Source organism: Cerasicoccus arenae (genome assembly GCF_014651635.1).
Lineage (GTDB): Bacteria > Verrucomicrobiota > Verrucomicrobiia > Opitutales > Cerasicoccaceae > Cerasicoccus > Cerasicoccus arenae.
Map to the genome: position 1 here is coordinate 24,975 of NZ_BMXG01000001.1, position 16,993 is coordinate 41,967.

General features: G+C 54.6%; 14 protein-coding genes. 9 read left to right on the forward strand and 5 right to left on the reverse strand.

The window, feature by feature from the left end:
* Positions 1-71 precede the first annotated feature (71 nt).
* Positions 72-488, forward strand: coding sequence for an ExbD/TolR family protein (locus IE065_RS00125; protein ID WP_189510474.1), 417 nt, complete (start codon positions 72-74; stop codon positions 486-488).
* Positions 489-593: 105 nt separating this feature from the next.
* Here the strand turns inward: IE065_RS00125 and IE065_RS00130 are convergent, their stop codons facing one another.
* Positions 594-2,510 (reverse strand): amidophosphoribosyltransferase, encoded by a 1,917-nt coding sequence (locus tag IE065_RS00130; protein ID WP_189510476.1) that lies wholly within the window; start codon positions 2,508-2,510, stop codon positions 594-596.
* A 135-nt stretch (positions 2,511-2,645) separates the two neighbouring features.
* On the reverse strand, positions 2,646-3,386 hold the full coding sequence (hisA, locus tag IE065_RS00135; RefSeq protein ID WP_189510479.1) for a 1-(5-phosphoribosyl)-5-[(5-phosphoribosylamino)methylideneamino]imidazole-4-carboxamide isomerase: 741 nt from the start codon (positions 3,384-3,386) through the stop codon (positions 2,646-2,648).
* Positions 3,387-3,608: 222 nt separating this feature from the next.
* Between hisA and IE065_RS00140 the strand changes: the two genes are divergently transcribed.
* The 6 genes from IE065_RS00140 to IE065_RS00165 all read left to right on the forward strand — a co-directional run bounded on the left by IE065_RS00140 (position 3,609) and on the right by IE065_RS00165 (position 8,584).
* Positions 3,609-4,853 carry a beta-ketoacyl-[acyl-carrier-protein] synthase family protein gene (locus IE065_RS00140; RefSeq protein ID WP_189510483.1) on the forward strand — a complete coding sequence of 415 codons (1,245 nt, stop codon included), beginning with the start codon at positions 3,609-3,611 and terminating at the stop codon, positions 4,851-4,853.
* Positions 4,854-4,881: 28 nt separating this feature from the next.
* The gene (locus IE065_RS00145) at positions 4,882-5,142 is read left to right on the forward strand and encodes an acyl carrier protein (protein WP_189510486.1); all 261 of its coding nucleotides are present in this window, start codon (positions 4,882-4,884) and stop codon (positions 5,140-5,142) included.
* Between the two features lie 33 nt (positions 5,143-5,175).
* On the forward strand, positions 5,176-6,660 hold the full coding sequence (locus tag IE065_RS00150) for a phytoene desaturase family protein (protein WP_189510489.1): 1,485 nt from the start codon (positions 5,176-5,178) through the stop codon (positions 6,658-6,660).
* A gap of 160 nt (positions 6,661-6,820) precedes the next feature.
* Positions 6,821-7,591, forward strand: coding sequence for a DUF2092 domain-containing protein (locus IE065_RS00155; protein WP_189510492.1), 771 nt, complete (start codon positions 6,821-6,823; stop codon positions 7,589-7,591).
* 49 nt (positions 7,592-7,640) lie between these two features.
* The gene (locus IE065_RS00160; RefSeq protein ID WP_189510495.1) at positions 7,641-8,300 is read left to right on the forward strand and encodes a DUF6515 family protein; all 660 of its coding nucleotides are present in this window, start codon (positions 7,641-7,643) and stop codon (positions 8,298-8,300) included.
* A complete protein-coding gene (locus tag IE065_RS00165; protein ID WP_189510497.1) occupies positions 8,300-8,584 on the forward strand; it encodes a hypothetical protein in 285 nt (94 codons plus the stop codon). The genes IE065_RS00160 and IE065_RS00165 overlap by 1 nt, the downstream gene beginning before the upstream one ends.
* Here IE065_RS00165 and IE065_RS00170 read toward each other — a convergent pair whose 3' ends face one another.
* Together IE065_RS00170 and IE065_RS00175 are read right to left on the reverse strand one after the other, a co-directional pair.
* Positions 8,585-8,878 (reverse strand): hypothetical protein, encoded by a 294-nt coding sequence (locus IE065_RS00170; RefSeq protein ID WP_189510501.1) that lies wholly within the window; start codon positions 8,876-8,878, stop codon positions 8,585-8,587.
* Between the two features lie 6 nt (positions 8,879-8,884).
* On the reverse strand, positions 8,885-9,415 hold the full coding sequence (locus tag IE065_RS00175; protein ID WP_189510504.1) for a hypothetical protein: 531 nt from the start codon (positions 9,413-9,415) through the stop codon (positions 8,885-8,887).
* Positions 9,416-9,530: 115 nt separating this feature from the next.
* Between IE065_RS00175 and glgB the strand changes: the two genes are divergently transcribed.
* Positions 9,531-11,744: a 1,4-alpha-glucan branching protein GlgB gene (glgB, locus tag IE065_RS00180; protein WP_189510507.1), complete on the forward strand. Its 2,214-nt coding sequence runs from the start codon at positions 9,531-9,533 to the stop codon at positions 11,742-11,744.
* A gap of 108 nt (positions 11,745-11,852) precedes the next feature.
* The gene (locus tag IE065_RS00185) at positions 11,853-12,953 is read left to right on the forward strand and encodes a zinc-binding metallopeptidase family protein (protein WP_189510510.1); all 1,101 of its coding nucleotides are present in this window, start codon (positions 11,853-11,855) and stop codon (positions 12,951-12,953) included.
* A 29-nt stretch (positions 12,954-12,982) separates the two neighbouring features.
* Here the strand turns inward: IE065_RS00185 and smc are convergent, their stop codons facing one another.
* A complete protein-coding gene (gene smc / locus IE065_RS00190; protein ID WP_189510513.1) occupies positions 12,983-16,729 on the reverse strand; it encodes a chromosome segregation protein SMC in 3,747 nt (1,248 codons plus the stop codon).
* Positions 16,730-16,993: the final 264 nt, after the last annotated feature.

Sequence of the window (16,993 nt, forward strand, 5' to 3'; positions counted from 1 at the left end):
AAATAACATTATTTACAGTGTCGTCCACCAACTGCTAAGCTCCGTTACCTCGTATAAATTCCACCATTACCATGAAAATCAAAAACGCAATCATCGCACTAAGCCTGCTCCTGGCCTCATTTACAGTTGGGCACGCCCAAGACTCAACCCCCGGCGAAACCGAACTCCTGCGGGCTGAAATCGCCCGCCAAGAGATGGTTCTCCAAATCTTGAAGGCAAAACTTGCCTCCTTGGAAACCTCCCCCTCCACCCCCACTATAGTCATTGATGCACAAGGAGAAATGACATTTGAAGATCGGCCTCTATCAAAAACACAGCTTGCCAAAAAGCTCAGCGAATTTCCCCAAGGCACGAAGGTAATTCTCGCCGTCGACAGCTCCACTGGATTCCGTGAAGTTCAATCAGTGGTACAACTGTGCAGCGAGGCAGGTATCACCGATGTAGTATTTTCCACCCACCAGAGTGCGCCACCGAAGCCTATTCAGTAAAAGCCCTCCCCCCTCTCCCAATCAAAAGCCATAGAATCAGCCCCCCCCTTACAGTGGGCCAATTTGCCCAATGGGCAAATCTCTCGATCCAACAGGACGTTGGGGCTAGTAGCTTCGGCCTTCGCGGTCTTCGTAGAAGTTGATGAATGCGCGATTAAGCACCGCATAACCACCGGGAGTCGGATAGTTGCCGGTAAAGTACCAGTCTCCCGTGTTCTCCGGACAGCTTTGGTGCAAATTTTCGATGCTCTGGAAGATCACCTTCACCTCGCCGTTCCAATCGCCATTCTTCGGGGTCACCAATTCTGCAACTTTGTTGGAAATACACTCTGTCTCAAAGTGCTCATAGAGCCGCTTCACGTGGTTAACCATCTCCGCGGCAGGTAATTCAGCCTGTGCTAGACAGTCGCGATAGACCTCACGGATTAAATCCGCGGCACCAGTTTCATTCAGTAGCTCAATCGTGGCCTGGAAAGCGATAAATTTGCCCAGCTCGGACATATCAATGCCGTAGCAGTCCGGATAACGAATCTGCGGAGCCGTCGAGGCGATGATGATCTGCTTCGGCTCAGTTCGCGCAAGAATACGCAGGATGGAGCGCTTCAGCGTGGTTCCGCGCACAATGGAGTCATCGATACAAACGAGATTATCCACGCCAGATTCAATCTGCCCGTAGGTAATGTCGTAAACGTGGGATGCCAGCGTGACGCGATTGCTCTCTTGGCTAATAAACGTGCGGATCTTAATGTCCTTGTGGGCAATTTTTTCCCCACGCGGCCAATTACCCATAATCAGCTCATCGATAAGCGCATCGCTCAGCGGGCCTTTGGCTTGGGCATCCAAAATCGCGTTTTTGACCTGCTGACGGCGCCTTACGCGGAGCTCGTCCATCAAGCCATAGTAGGCGGTTTCGGCGGTGTTCGGAATGAAGCTGAAAACGCTGTGCGCGAAATCGTCATCAATCGCATCGATGATCTGGTCAGACAATGCGCCGCCCAAGGCCTTACGCTCTTTGTAAATGACCGGGTCGTTGCCACGGGAAAAATAAATACGCTCAAACGAACACGAGGCTCGTTGCGGGGCTGGTTCACGGACCTGCCCAACAATCAGCTCGCCACTACCTTTGACCACAACCGCACTACCCGGCGCGATCTCCTTTACATCTCCCTCATGCTGGTCGAAAATCGTCATCAGCGCGACCCGCTCAGAAGCGAAAGCGACCACTTCGTCATTGGCGAAATAATAGGCCGGGCGGATGCCCAAGGCATCACGAGTCACAAAGCAATCTCCGTTCCCGATGAGACCTGCCAGCGTATAACCGCCATCCCAGTCCTCTGCTGCCTGTTTGAGGATGGACACTAGGTCCATGCGCTCAGAAATAATTGCGGCAATCTGATCACTCGGCGTGCCGCCGTCGCGCAACTCGTGGTAAAGGCGCTGATGCTCTTCGTCCAGATGATAGCCGATTTCTTCGAGAACGGTTTGCGTATCAGTGTTAAAGATTGGGTGCGCACCGCGGGCAATGAGCTTGGCGTTGAGGTCCTCAACATTGGTCATGTTGAAGTTACCCGCCAGCATTAGGTTACGCGTGGGCCAAGGGCTGCGACGGAAGTAAGGCTGGCAAACACTCTTGTCGTAGCCGCCTGAGGTACCGTAACGCAAATGCCCCATCAGTACTTCGCCGCCAAAGGGGAAGTGCTTTTTATAAGTCTCGGGAAACTCTGGGAAGATCTGCGTATTGAGCTTCTTCTGATAGTCCTTCATCACCTTCTTGACCACATTGGCAATCGGGTTGCGACCGTTATCACGCTCGCGCTCCATGAAGGACTCGCCCGGCGGCGTATTCAGCTTAACACATCCAATACCAGCACCATCCTGGCCGCGGTTGTGTTGCTTTTCCATCAGCAAAAATAGCTTCTGGAATCCGTAGAGAAGATCGTCGTATTTGTCACGGTAGTATCGCAACGGCTTTAACAGCCGAACAATCGCGATGCCGCACTCGTGCTTAATTTGGTCGCTCATGTGGGAAAGCCTGTGGAAGTAAAGGCGGCAACTAAGAGAAAGCCAGCCCCAATTCACTTCCGTTTAACAACGTAATGATATGGATATTGTCAACCCGCACTAGCGAGTTATCGGTTAATGCCGCTCGGCCAGCCATTACGCTTTGCCCACGCGGGAAGCAATGCTCAGGGCTTGTTTCAGATCGATGGCTTTTTCGTAAATTGCCTTACCAATGATGACGCCAGAAAAGTTCGGGAAACGCGGTGCGAGATCCGCGTAATGCACCACATCGTGGAGATCAGCAACGCCGCCCGAGGCAATCACGTCGCAATCAACTGCTGTCCACATTTCCTTCATCCCCTCAAAATTCGGGCCGCGCATCATGCCATCAGTCATGATGTCGGTGTAGATAATGGTCTGAATACCGGCGGCCGCGACCTGCTGTGCTAGATCAATCGCGGGCATATCAGTGGTATCCACCCAGCCATGAACCGCGACCTTGCCTGCGCGGGCGTCAATGCCAACTGCGACTTGCGGGCCAAATTCCTGCGCCATTGCTTTAACAAAATCCAAGCTCTCACAAGCACGAGTGCCCACAACAACGCGTGTCACTCCCGCCTTCAGCACGTTGCGAATATCGTCCATCTCTCGGATACCGCCACCAAACTCGACTTTCATACCCAGCTCAGCGATTTTGCGGGCAGCTTCGGTATTCGCCGGTTTTCCGGTAAACGCACCATCCAAGTCAACGACATGCACCCACTCTGCGCCAGCAGCTAGGAATTCCTTGGCCGGCTCGACGGGGTCCTCAAAGTATTCGGTTTCCATATCCGCCAACCCTTGGAGGAGGCGAACGCACCGGCCTTTCTTAATATCAATCGCAGGGAGAATTGTCATAAAAGAACTATGAGTCCATTTTCAGCAGGCTCAATCTTTTCTGTGCACAGATTTAAGGTAATTTACTGGGGCCCACCACCAAAGCCGATTAATACTATATTTGCAGCTAAATGCTCTTATAGAATAGGGCAGGAATATGCGCTGCTTGAGCGCTGGCACCATTTTTTTCTTTCCGCGGGCGCTTCAGGCGATAAGGCTTGAAGGCTTTTCCGGATAAAACCCATGGAACGCGACCCCGCAAAACGCATAGTCATCACAGGACTCGGTCTGACCTCACCGAACGGCAACACGCTGTCTGAGTATCGCGCAAACCTGCTCGCTGGCAAAGCGCGGGTGCAGCGCATCCCCATGCGCTACATGGGCGAAGTCAACGCAGGTGTCTGCGATTTCGACCCAATGAAATACCAGCGCCGCAAGGAGGTCCGTAATGGGACGCGCGCCGGCTCAATCGCCATTTATTGCTCCCGCGAGGCCGTGGCCGATGCAGGGCTGGACTGGGATAGCGTCGAAAAATCCCGCGTTGGTGTTTATATTGGCACCACCGAACACGGCAACGTGGAGACGGAAAACGAAGTCTATAACATATCGCAGTTCGACTACGACACCAAGTACTGGACGCACCATCACAACCCGCGCACCGTGGCCAACAACCCCGCGGGCGAGATAACCATGAACATGGGCGTTACCGGGCCGCATTACACGATCGGAGCCGCCTGTGCTGCGGGCAATGCCGGCCTCGTACAAGGCGCTCAGATGCTCATGCTGGGCGAATGCGACCTCGCGCTGGCGGGCGGCGTCAGCGAATCAATCCACACTTTTGGCATTTTTGCCGGCTTCAAAAGCCAAGGTGCCCTCGGCGAACACGAAGACCCTAACTTGGCCAGCAGACCATTTGACACCTCCCGCAACGGCATTGTCGTGAGCGAAGGCGGTGCAGTTTACGTACTGGAACGCTTGAGCGACGCTCAGGCCCGGGGAGCCACAATCATTGGCGAACTTGCCGGTTGGTGCATAAATTCCGACGCAACAGACGCTGTTTTGCCAAATCCCGAGCGTCAGGCTCAATGTATGCGCGAAGCAATTCGTCGCGCGGGAATGACCGCTCAAGACATTGATGTCGTGAGCACTCACGCTACCGCCACCCCACTGGGTGACATCCAGGAAGCCAAGGCAATTAAGGACGTTTTTGCCGACTGCCCAAATACGTATGTCAATAATACTAAGAGCTTTATAGGCCACGCCATGGGTGCCGCCGGAGCCTTGGAATTGGCGGGCAACATCCCTAGTTTTTCCGATAACCTCGTCCACCCGACGATTAATATTACCGAACTCGACCCGGAGTGTGCGATTCCCAACTTGGTAATCAACACACCAAAAACAGTCGAAAGGGTTGACAGCATCCTGAACAACTCTTTCGGTATGCTCGGAATTAATTCCGCCCTGATTGTTAAGCGGTTCATTGACTGAGCCGCTCTTCTTCTATTACTAGCATCCCATGACCAAAGACGACGTTAAGCAGATAGTGCTGGACATCATCGCTGAGATCGCTCCCGACGAGGACCTAAGCGATGTCAAGCCGGAGGTACGCCTCCGCGACCAGCTCGATCTGGATTCCATGGATTTTCTCGATATCGTGATGGAGCTGCGCAAGCAGCATGGCATTGAGGTGCCAGAAGACGATTATCCCCAGCTCGCTTCGCTGGATAGCTGCGGAGAATATCTCCTGCCCAAGTTTGAGGCCAAAGCCAGCGCTTAAACTGCCCTCGCCTGCTAACAGGCGATCTCCAAGATGACCGGTGAACTGAACGGCGCGCACTATGACTGCATAGTCATTGGAGCAGGCATGTCCGGTATGGCCGCCGCAATTCGGCTAGCCATGTTCGAACGACGCGTCTTGGTGGTCGAGCGCCACAACGCCGCAGGCGGCCTCAACAGCTTCTACAGCTTCGATGGCCGCAAATACGACGTCGGGCTCCATGCAATGACCAATTACGCCCCTCCTGGGGCCAAGGGTCTGCCGCTGATCAAGATACTTCGCCAGCTCCGGCTCAGCCGCGACGATCTCGATTTGGCCGAACAAATGGGCAGCCGGATCGCCATTCCCGGCTACTCACTGAGCTTCACCAACGATTTTGCCGTCCTTGAGAGCGAAATTGAACGGGCCTTCCCGAGCCAGATTGACGGTTTCCGCCGTCTGGTGGAGCACCTAAAGGCCTTTAACGAGACCGCACTCGATATCCAAGAGCAATCCGCCGTCGCTGTCCTGAGCGAGTATCTCAGCGACCCGATCCTCGTCAACATGCTCATGATCCCCGTCTGCTACTACGGCAGTGCACGGGAGAACGACCTCGATTTTTCACAATTCGTCATCCTCTTCAAAGCGTTGTTTTTGGAGGGTTTTGCTCGCCCCTACGAAGGCGTCCGTGTAATCATTCGTGCCCTGATGAACCGCTATCGCGAGCTCGGTGGCGAGCGGAAGATGAAATGCGGCGTCCGGGAAATTATCACGGAGAACGGTCACGCATCCCGCGTTATCCTCGACGACGGCTCCGAAGTCACCGCAGACAAGGTCATTTCCTCCATTGGCTACGCTGAGACCCTACGCCTATGCAGCGATCAACCGGGTGATGCCGGTCGTGACAACACCGGCGCACTATCCTTTGTCGAGACAATCACCGTGCTCAAGCAGCAGCCCAGCGATCTCGGATGGAAGGACACCATTGTCTTCTTTAACGACAGTGAGACCTTTGACTACCGCCGCCCCAAGAACTTGGTCGACGACCGTAGCGGCGTAATCTGCTTCCCCAACAACTACCGCTACAGCGATGGCCGACGCCTGGAGGAAGGCTTCCTCCGCATAACGGCATTGGCGAACTACGACCGCTGGGCCACACTTGAAGATACAGAATACCAATCCGCTAAACAAGAATGGTATGAGCGGTTGCAACGCCGCGCACTGGACTTCCTCCCCCCCCCCCGAGTCCGCCAAAAAGAGCATACCACCCCCCCCATGGTCGCCCACAAGGCACAAGCCCGGTTCGTCCTCACAGAGCAAACGGCGGCTCAGGACATGTTTACCCCACTCACCATCACCAAGTTCACCGGACACCTTGGCGGTGCCGTCTATGGTGCTCCAAACAAGGTAAAATCCGGCCGCACACACTTAGACAACCTCTATCTCTGTGGTACCGACCAAGGCTTCCTCGGCATCACTGGTGCCATGCTCAGCGGCATCAGCATGGCGAATTTGCACGTGCTCGGCGCAGGTAGTTAGGGTCAGTTGAGGGCTCCTAGACTGGGGTCGTAGCCAACGATGATAGCCTTGGGATGGCTCTGATAAATAGAGCACCGTGATATTTCTCGTTTGTGGCTTTCTTGATTGCGAATCACAACGCATTGGTTTTGTTTGGAGCAACACCTTACGTTACTATTTTATGAAGATCGCACACTCCACCATTACTGTCTTAGCATTGTCATTTGCGTTTGCCGCACCGGTGTTCGCGCAAGATGATACAGCGCCCGCGAAAAGCCCTTACGCAACGGAGCTGATCACGCGGGCCTCAACATTCCTCGGCAATCAAAAGCAATTCTGTGTGTCATCCGAGATCTGGGAAGACATCATCATTGACGGCAAGGAATTGGAATTTACACGCACTGCTGACGCCAAAGTCCGCCGCCCAGATCGCATTCAAATAGATCTGGCCATGTATAAGCCGACACGCAGCTTTTATTACAATGGCAAGACCGTGACCATGCTCGATCATCGGACGAATTTTTACGGATCCACAGAGGCCGAAGGAAACATCGACGATACGATTATCACGCTGGATAATAAATTCGACACTCAGTTCCCGCTCGAAGATCTGCTCTTCAGCAAGCCATTCGGCAATGCAGCGGAAAACGCGACCTCTTCGCAATATCTAGGGAAGGTTAATGTATTGGGCGTCGAGTGCGACCACGTCGCCTTCCAGTATCCAAATCTCGAATGGCAGGCTTGGATTGAAACCGGCCCGGTTCCCGTGCTGCGCAAGGTATTGGTGCTTCGTTTCGACGGCGACGGCGTCCCTCGGATGACGGCGCTCTTCAGTGACTGGGACTTCTCCACGCCACTACCTGACTTTGTTTTTGAGTTTTCGCCAGCCGCTGGTGCAATGGAAATCGACATCGTCCCCCCCCCCATGCCCCCCACCGAAACGTCGAAGTAACGGCGGGCATTTGGAATAAACCAATCACTTTAATCTTCTGGTATTCGCTATGAAAAACAAATCACTTCTCGCCAAACTCACGCTCATCGCAGCAGCGTTTTCCTTCCTCCCTTTCAATCAAGTTGTTGCACGCGGTAATCTGGGCATCACCCGTAGCGTTGGCGGCGGTGGTGGACTCGGCGGCGGCGGAGACCGCATGGGTGGGGGTGGGGGTATGCTCGGCGGCGGCAACAACAACATGAACGTCGATCGAAACTTTAATAACAACAACAGCAACGTTAACGTAAACCGGAATTACAACAGTTCGAATGTGAATGTAAATCGGAACGTCAATGTAAACAGCAATGTAAACGTCAACAGCCGCTACTATCACAACGGTTGGGACAATGACGGCTTTGGCGCGGGTGTTGCCGTAGGCGCGGTAGCTGGCTTGGCGATTGGCGCAATTGTCTCGAAGCCGCCCGTTAACTACGTACCGGTTTATGTGGGCACTGTGCCGTATTATTACAGTGCCGGCGTGTATTATCAGACAGCTCCCTCGGGCTATGTTGTCGTGGCACCGCCCGTTAACGCGATCGTACCCGAGCTTCCACCAGGTTCCACAGCAACCAACGTCAACGGCGTGACTTACTTCGTTTTCAATGGCACGTATTACCTACCGGTCATGGTCAACGGGACCACGCAATATAAAGTCGTGAACCCTCAATAATGGCCGTTCTAAAACGCGAAAAGAAGACCGATTACGCGGCGCTCTCGTCATCCTTTATGCGGATTCCGCAGATGAAGGTTGATGTGGCGCGCTGCCTGTTGGACATCGGCCTCACGCAAGTTTACCAATTGGAAGGACGCGCGCCGGATTCTTTGCTGGCCGAAATTAAGGCCCGCAAAGACAACGTTCGCGAAGACGTTATTGCTTACCTGCGCATGGCGGTCTACTTCGCTGAGAATCAGCCACCAGACGTGCGTAAGCTGTATCCAACTGAGTGGATGTAATCAGCGACGCTTACGGCGCTGCTTGAGGTAAAGCGGCAGCAGGGTCTCCTCAATATAGGCAAAGGCAGCAGCGAGCCCGTCACTCTCGTAGACATCGCCGATACCGGCTTCGACCCGCGTCGGCTCACCAGTGCAAGCGAGGAAATCATTCGCCGTCATATGGATGAATTCTTGGGCGCGTGCTTCAGGTTTAATGTCCTTCTGGCGCAATATCCATTCTCGTGCATAGAGAGCCAAAACGGCGTCTCCTACCCAAGCCCGTGTACGCAAATCCGCGAGTTCATCAACCGCCATAACAATTTATTTTGTAAAGGTGAGCGAGGGGAACACCTTGTTCTGCATTTTCAAGTCGGCACCAACCTTGTCCGTAACTGAGATCACATAAAGATAATCGCCGATTAGGTAAAATTGTGCTTCTCCATCATAGCCTGGCTCGCCTTTCATCGGAGGGGTGCTAAACATGAGTTTCTTGCCCTCGTTGCCTCCAGTGGTAATCGTTTCCCAAGAGTCAGCCTTGCCATAAACTTTGGAGAGAAATTTACCCTTGGCGTTGTCAAAAATAGTGTCTGATCCAGCAAAAAAAAGTGCGGTCCCGGGCAGATCAGAACAGTCGATCGATACGCTCCCATCGCTAGGGACTTTCACCGTGTAGAGCTTGCTCTTAACCGTTCCCACGATCGAATCCGTTGTGCTCGTGGTCAAAACGGGCTTACCCGGCATGGACAAAGAAACTTTGCCATCGTTGATACTGACGGTCTGCCAATCCAAGTCATCAGCAGAAGCCATGGAAACGATCAATGATAGGCCGATAACGCTGAGGAGTCGGTTCATAAGTAATCTCATACGTGAAGATTAGCGTGAGATCAATCGTAAACCCCCATTTGACATATGATTAGAACACGATGACGCTTTACATTATTCCAAACTGAACCAAGGATCAACATCAGTGATAATATCCCCGGCTGAACTTGAGTCTATCATCACCGCGCGTCACGCAGCCCCTCATGACATATTGGGCCTGCACTGCGTGGAGGTCATTGGAGGTGAAGTGCTCGTCGCTCGCTCCTTTCAGCCGAATGCCACGACATGTGACATCGTCGATGTGAAAACCGACGAGCGTTTCCGCCTGAAAAAACTTTGCCGCGAAGGCATGTTCGAAGGAGTAATTCCAGGGCGAACGGAAATTTTCAATTATCGTATCCGCACGGAAAATGCCAATGGCGAGGTCTTTCAGTTTTGGGACCCCTATTGTTTCCTCCCATCCCTGACCGAGGACGACACTTACCTTTTCAATCAAGGCAACCACCACCACGTTTACGAAAAACTCGGTGCCCATGTGAAGCATTATGAAGGCGTCATGGGCACAGCCTTCGCGGTCTGGGCTCCAAGCGCAAAACGCGTGTCCGTGGTCGGCGAGTTTAACGGTTGGGACGGACGGCGTTGCCCCATGCGTCGCCTCGGCAGCTCAGGCGTCTGGGAACTTTTCCTGCCAGGCATTGGCGTAGGAACCAAATACAAATACGAACTGATCGGGGCAGATAACTCCCTACGTCTAAAGAGCGATCCTTACGCGAGTTATTTCGAGTCCCCCCCCCATAATGCATCCATCGTCTGGGACACCAGCGACTACAAATGGTCAGATGGCGATTGGATTAAGCAACGCGCCAAGGCCAATTGGGAAACGCGCCCGATGTCAGTATATGAGCTCCATCTGGGCTCATGGAAACGCGTTCCCGAAGATGGCAACCGCCCGCTCAACTACCGCGAGATGGCCAGCGAGCTCACGCGCTATGTGCTGGAAATGGGCTTTACCCATGTCGAATTCATGCCACTCGCCGAGCACCCTTTTGACGGCTCCTGGGGCTATCAGGTTACCGGATTCTTTGCGCCGACGCATCGCTACGGCGCACCACAGGACTTCATGTACCTCGTCGATTACCTGCATCAGCACAATATCGGCGTGATTATTGACTGGGTACCCGCGCACTTTCCCAAGGATGCTTTTGCTCTAGCGGAATTCGACGGCACTTGCCTTTACGAACACGAAGATCCACGCCTCGGCGAGCACATGGATTGGGGCACGCTCATATTCAACTACAGCCGCCACGAAGTCCGCAATTTCCTGATCAGCAGCGCTCTGGCTTGGTGCGACAAATTTCATATCGACGGCCTGCGCGTAGACGCCGTCGCCTCAATGCTTTACCTCGATTATTCCCGCGAGGAGGGCGAATGGATCCCCAACGAATACGGCGGCCGGGAAAACATTGGCGCGATCGATTTTTTGCGGCAGGTCAACGACCTCGTGCATCAATATCATCCGGGAGCCATCATGCTAGCAGAAGAATCCACCTCTTTCGGCGGCGTCACCAAGCCAACCAAAGAATGGGGCCTCGGCTTCGACCTGAAGTGGAACATGGGCTGGATGCACGATACCCTCCAGTACCTCTCCCACGAACCAGTCCACCGAAAATTTCACCACAGCGAGCTGACCTTCGGTATGCTCTATCAGAACTCCGAGCGCTTCATCACCGTGTTTAGTCACGACGAAGTGGTCCACGGCAAAGGCTCCATGATCACCAAAATGGGTGCCGGTTATGAGATGAGTAAAAAGGCTGCCGACCTACGCTGCCTTTACACGTGGATGTGGCTCTGGCCGGGGAAGAAATGCCTCTTCATGGGCTGTGAGTTTGGCCAATCCTCAGAGTGGCGCTACGATGGCTCGCTCCAATGGGATCTGCTGCAATACATGGACCACCAAGGCGTCCAGCTGCTCGTGCGCGACCTCAACGGCATCTACCATCACTACGAGAGTCTGGCCCGCCATGACCACGACCCCAAAGGCTTTGAGTGGATCAATGCCGACGGCTACTGGGAAAACTCCATTTCGAGTTTCCTACGCTTAGGCGAAAAGCCGACAGATACGTTTGCAGTGGTCGCCAATTTCACGCCAGTGCATCGTGAAGAATTTCGCGTCGGCGTGCCTTTTTCGGGACATTGGAAGGAAGTCATTAACTCCAACGCCAACGTCTATGGAGGCGAAGGCTCAGGCAACGGTGGCGGCGCTAAAACCGACCCCGGTGAGTGGGATGGCCGCGAACAATCCATCCCCATTACTTTGCCCGGACACTCCGTAATGGTGTTTAAATACGAAGGAAAATAACCACCACTTTTGCGTTCAAATGTGAACGCCGACCAATGCCGACGACATGCGTAATGTCATTAAAAAACGGTTGGTCTTCGTGGAGCACTTCCTGTAATCATCTATTCCATGCCTAAGAAAAAAGCCAAATCCGTGAAGAAAGCCAACTCGTTCACACCTCCCGAATTCCTTGTCGATCTACTGACAGCACGCTCTCCCTCTGGTTACGAAACCGAAGCCCAGGCAGTGCTGGAAAAACATGTCGCGCCCGTCGCAGACTCCTTTGAAAAAGACGCACTCGGCAACCGCTACGCCACGATTAATGAAGGCGGCGATCCCGTGCTCATGCTCGCGGGCCACATGGACGAGCTAGGTCTCATGGTGAAGTATATCGACGACAACGGCTTTGTTTACTTCGACACCATCGGCGGCCACGACCCGATTATGATCTCTGGCCGGCGCGTCATCATCATGACGGCAAAAGGCGATGTTAAGGGCGTTACCGGCAAGCGTGCCATTCACTTGATGACGCCCGAGGATCGCAAAAAAGTCCCTGAGTTTCACGATTTGTGGATCGATATCGGTGCCAAGTCCCGCGACGAAGCACTGAAGCGCATCGCCATCGGCGATCCCGCCGTTTACGACATGGCCTTTGAGCTGCTTCACGGCACCGTCGGCACCGCACGCGCCTTTGACGACAAAGCAGGCTGCTACGTGATTAATGAGACCCTGCTACGCTTGGCCAAGTCCAAGAAGAAACTCGCCGCCAAGGTGGTCGCTGTTTCCACGACTCAGGAAGAAATCGGTACCCGTGGTGCCACGACCTCGACCTATCAGGTGAATCCGCACCTCGGCATCGCAGTCGACGTCGGCCATGCAACTGATCACCCAGACTGCGACCCGCGCAAGCATGGTCGCCAAGTCCAAGGCGGTGGCCCTATCATTGGCCGCGGCCCCAACATCAATCCTTTCATTTTCGAACGCCTGATCGAAGTCGCCGTCAAGAACAACATTCCGCATCAGGTGGAGTCCGAGCCGCGCCCCACGCCCACAGACGCCCGCGCCATCCAGATGGCACGCGGCGGTGTTGCAGCGTCGATCATTTCGATCCCCCTCCGCTACATGCACACGCCCAGCGAAGTCGTCGACCTAATGGACATTGAGCACACTGTGCAGCTTTTAGTCGCTTTTGCTGAATCCCTCAAGCCCGGCGAACACGGCATCTGGTAAAAGAGACCGCCTTTTTGGCGGTCCCCCCCCTACCCGCCGACTCCGGCGGGTTCCAACTGAACGGGCGTGTCGTCCTCGGTGACGAGATCGCCGCCCTTCTTGTTGAAGCGCATCGAGACAAGCTTCGTGACGCCGCGCTCTTGCATTGTGACGCCGTAGATTGCATTGGCGGTCGAGACAGTACGCTTGTTGTGCGTGACGATCAAGAACTGCGAGTAGCGCACGAATTCCTGCACCATCGCGGTGAAGCGGCCAATGTTCACATCGTCCAGCGGGGCGTCGAGTTCGTCGAGAACCGCGAAGGGGCTGGGCTTGACCATGTAGATCGCAAACAGCAGGCCGACGGCGGTCATCGTGCGCTGGCCACCAGAAAGCAGTGACAGCGTCTTGAGCTTGGTGCCGGGCGGACGCGCGGTGATCTCAATGCCGGAGTCCAGCACGTCCTCAGCTTCGATGAGTGCGAGGTCGGCCTTGCCGCCACCGAACAATTTTTCAAAGGTGAAGATGAAATTCTTGCGGATTTGCTCGAAGGTTTCTTGGAACTGCTTGAGCGACTTTTCGTTAATCTCGTCAATCGCCTTGAGCAACGCTTCCTTGGCCGCCCAAAGGTCGTCGCTCTGAGTCTTCAAGAAGTCGTAGCGCTCGCGCTCATCGGCGTATTCTTCAATCGCGACAAGGTTCACGGCACCCAGGCTGTTGATGCGACTGCGGAGGTATTTGACTTCCTTGTCGATCTCTGGCCAATCGGTCTCCTCCATCGCGGCGAAATCTTCTTCGGTCGGCTCGCCGCGGTCTTTCTTCACCTTGGGGCGCAGCTCACCGTCGTCGTCTTCGTTCAGCTCATCAAGCTTGATCTTGGTTTCAAATTCTTCGTCAGCGTGCCAGAGTTCCTGCCTCCAGTCGATGTCGGCAATTTCGCGTTCGTATTCGGAAAAAATCTTATCTGCCAGAAAGCTCGACTGCGAGCGTTCCTCGGCAAGCTTCACTTCGTACTGGTTGAGTTGAGTTTCCTGCTCACGCTGGGTCGAACGCGCCTCTCCTAGGTGGTTCTCGGCCTCGGCGATTTGCTTTTCCAGCGCGCTGGATTTCTCCCGCAGACTCGCCAGATTGACCGAAGTGGACTCCAGCGTTTTGTTGATCTCAGCCGCACGCTCCAGGTTAACAACAATGTCGTTCTTCAGTCCGGCCAGTTGCTCAGTGAGCGCATCGACTTCCTGACGGCGGCGCAGGATGCGCGTGTTCAGCTCGTTGCGCTGGCTTTCCGCGTCGCGGAGGCCTTGGTCGTAATGCTCGAGTCGCTGCTTTTTCTCGGCAAGGTCCAGACGAACTTCGGCGAGGCCATCCTTGTGGGCGTCGCGCTCGAGCTGCAGTCGCTTCAACGCTTCTTCAAACCCAATAATCGCAGCCTTGCCTTCTTCAATTGCCTGCTCGGCGCCGGCCATCTCGGCTCGCGCCTTGTTGAGCCGCTCTTCAGCGGACGCACGACTGCCTTCGAGCTCGCCGAGCTGGCGTTCCTGCCGGTCGACATTCTGCGAGGTTTCCTGCAAATTTTGCTGAACCGAGCGAGCATCCGTCTTGAGGCTGGCAAGCTCGCTGGCCAACTCCTGCTGGCGCGAACGCTTTTCCTCGACGGTCATTTCTGCCGTTTCCATATCGGCCTGAAGCTGGAGCGCCTTCTCGTTGAGCTGCGTCAGCTTCTCGTTGTCGATTTCGAGCTGGGCCTTGAGTTTGCGAATATTCTGATCCCGCTTCAGGAAACTATCGTCTTTGCCCTTCTTATTGTAGCCGCCGAAAACGAGGCCGCGGTGGTCGACTAGCTCATTGTTCGCAGTGGCAACGAAGAGAAAGTTAAAACCTGGGTTGGTCTTCCAGTATTCTAGAAATTCGTCGAGCGTATTGACGAAGAAACAGCCCTGAAAAAAATCGTGGACGAGTGTCGCGTAGTCCTTCTTTTTAGGACGGATAACTTTCTCTGCGGGAATGACCCAGTCGGGCAGATTTTCGTTTTCGTAAATATCTGTGCGGATGCCAACCTGGAGCACCGCACGCCCAATGCGCTCATCTTCCAACTGGCGGAGGATCGGCAGGGCGTCGTCGTAGTGATCAAGGTGGATCGACTCAGCGGAGCTGCCCAGCAGGGTTTCCAACGCACCGGTAAATTCCTCTTCGGCTTCGACCACCGCAGACAGCGGACGAAATTTGTCCTTGGGGGCCAGCTCACTCAGCTTGCCTTGAAGAATCGCCTTCGCACCTTCGGAAAAGCCTTCAAAACGCTGTTGCAGGGCTTCCAAGGTCGAGAGCTGGGCTTGGCCACGGGCGACTTCGCGGTCGCAGTCGGAGATTTCCTTTTGCAGGTCGCGGAACTCGGTGCGCAGGCGGACGGTCTCGGCTCGGGCCGCTTCCACGGCTTCCTCCGCCGCAGCAGATTCTTTTTCCGAACGGGTTTGAGCGCTGGTAATATCGGCGGCGCGCTGTTCCAGCACAGCCTGCTGATCTTTGAGTTCGTGCAACGTGTCGCCGAGGCCCGCGTGCTTGACCTGAAAGGTCTTCAGGTCGACTTCAAGCGAAGTCGTTTGCTGGCGCAGGCGGGTGATCGCACCTTCGCGGACAAGCAATTGCTGCTTGGCCTGACTCATCTCACGCTCGTTGTGGTTCACCTGAGAAAGAATGCGCTCAAACTCCTCATTACGACCCCGGAAAATTTCGTCAGACGAATCCACGAGTTCTTGAGCCTCAGCCTTACTCTCGGCAGCGGTCTTGGCCTTGGTCGCGAGGTCCTCGATCTGCTGCTCAAGCGTGGCAATCTCGATCTTGATATTCTCGATGCGCTCGGCGACATCCTTTTCGCGGATGGAGGCAAACTCGGCCTGCGACTCAGCATTTTCTTTTTCGCTGCGTAGCTCGAACACGGTTTGCTGCGCTTCCTGCAAGGTGGTGGTCAGTTCCTTGCGCTCAGCGCGGCGACGTTCCAAAGATGACTCTGCTTCCTTCAGTTTGGCCTCGGCCTGCTCAACGATGCCTCGCAGGCCCGTTGAACGCTCGATCAGTTCGCTCACTGCGTTGGCGCGCTTCGCGTAAAAGTGGCCATTGTATGCGAGGTCGAGGTGCGTCAGCCGATGCTTGAAGCGCTGGAAACGCAGTGCTTTAGCGGCCTGTCGCTTGAGGGAACCGATCTTACGGCTCACCTCATCAATCACGTCCGTGACACGGGCAAGGTTCTGGTCGACCAAGGCGAGCTTGTTGAGCGCTTCCTTGCGGTCGGCCTTGTATTTGGTGATGCCGGCGGCCTCTTCAAAAATCGTGCGGCGCTCCTGCGGGTTCGACGACAGAATCTGGTCAATCTGCCCCTGCATCATGAAGGAGTAAGACGCGCGGCCGACACCGGTATCCATAAACAGCGTATGAATATCCTTTAGGCGACAACGTTTGCCATTGAGGAAATAATCGCTCCCGCTCTCGCGGTCGACTCGACGGGTGATCTCGACTTCGTTGAAATTGGTGCCCAGCTCGGCCTCGCAGTCCGTGAAGGTCAGGGAGACTTCACAGGAATTCAGCGGCTTGCGCTTGTCGGTGCCTTGGAAAATGACGTCGTGCATCTTGCCGCCGCGAAGTGCCTTGGCGCTCTGCTCCCCGAGCACCCAGCGGATCGCGTCGACGATGTTGCTCTTGCCGCATCCATTGGGGCCCACAATACACGTCACCCCCGGATCCAACCGAACGACGGTGCGGTCAGCGAAGCTCTTGAATCCATTGATGACAATTTCTTTGAGAAACATGGGCGTAAAATAAGTCGGTCGGCGAAGGGCTTCGCGTAGGCGGAAGCAGTGGCTAAAGCCTGCCGAAATTAAACGCCCTGCCCCGTGCGGCAACGATATTTTATTAACAACGAACGGGGAATAAATCCCGATCAGGCGGGAATTGCTTTATTGGTCTCTACTTGGCCTCTGGATGTCTCACGCATCGCCTTTGGAGTTTTTAACTAAAACAGGTGCCCCGCGATGAAGGATAAGCCCTAGGCCGATAAGATACAATCCGTAGGC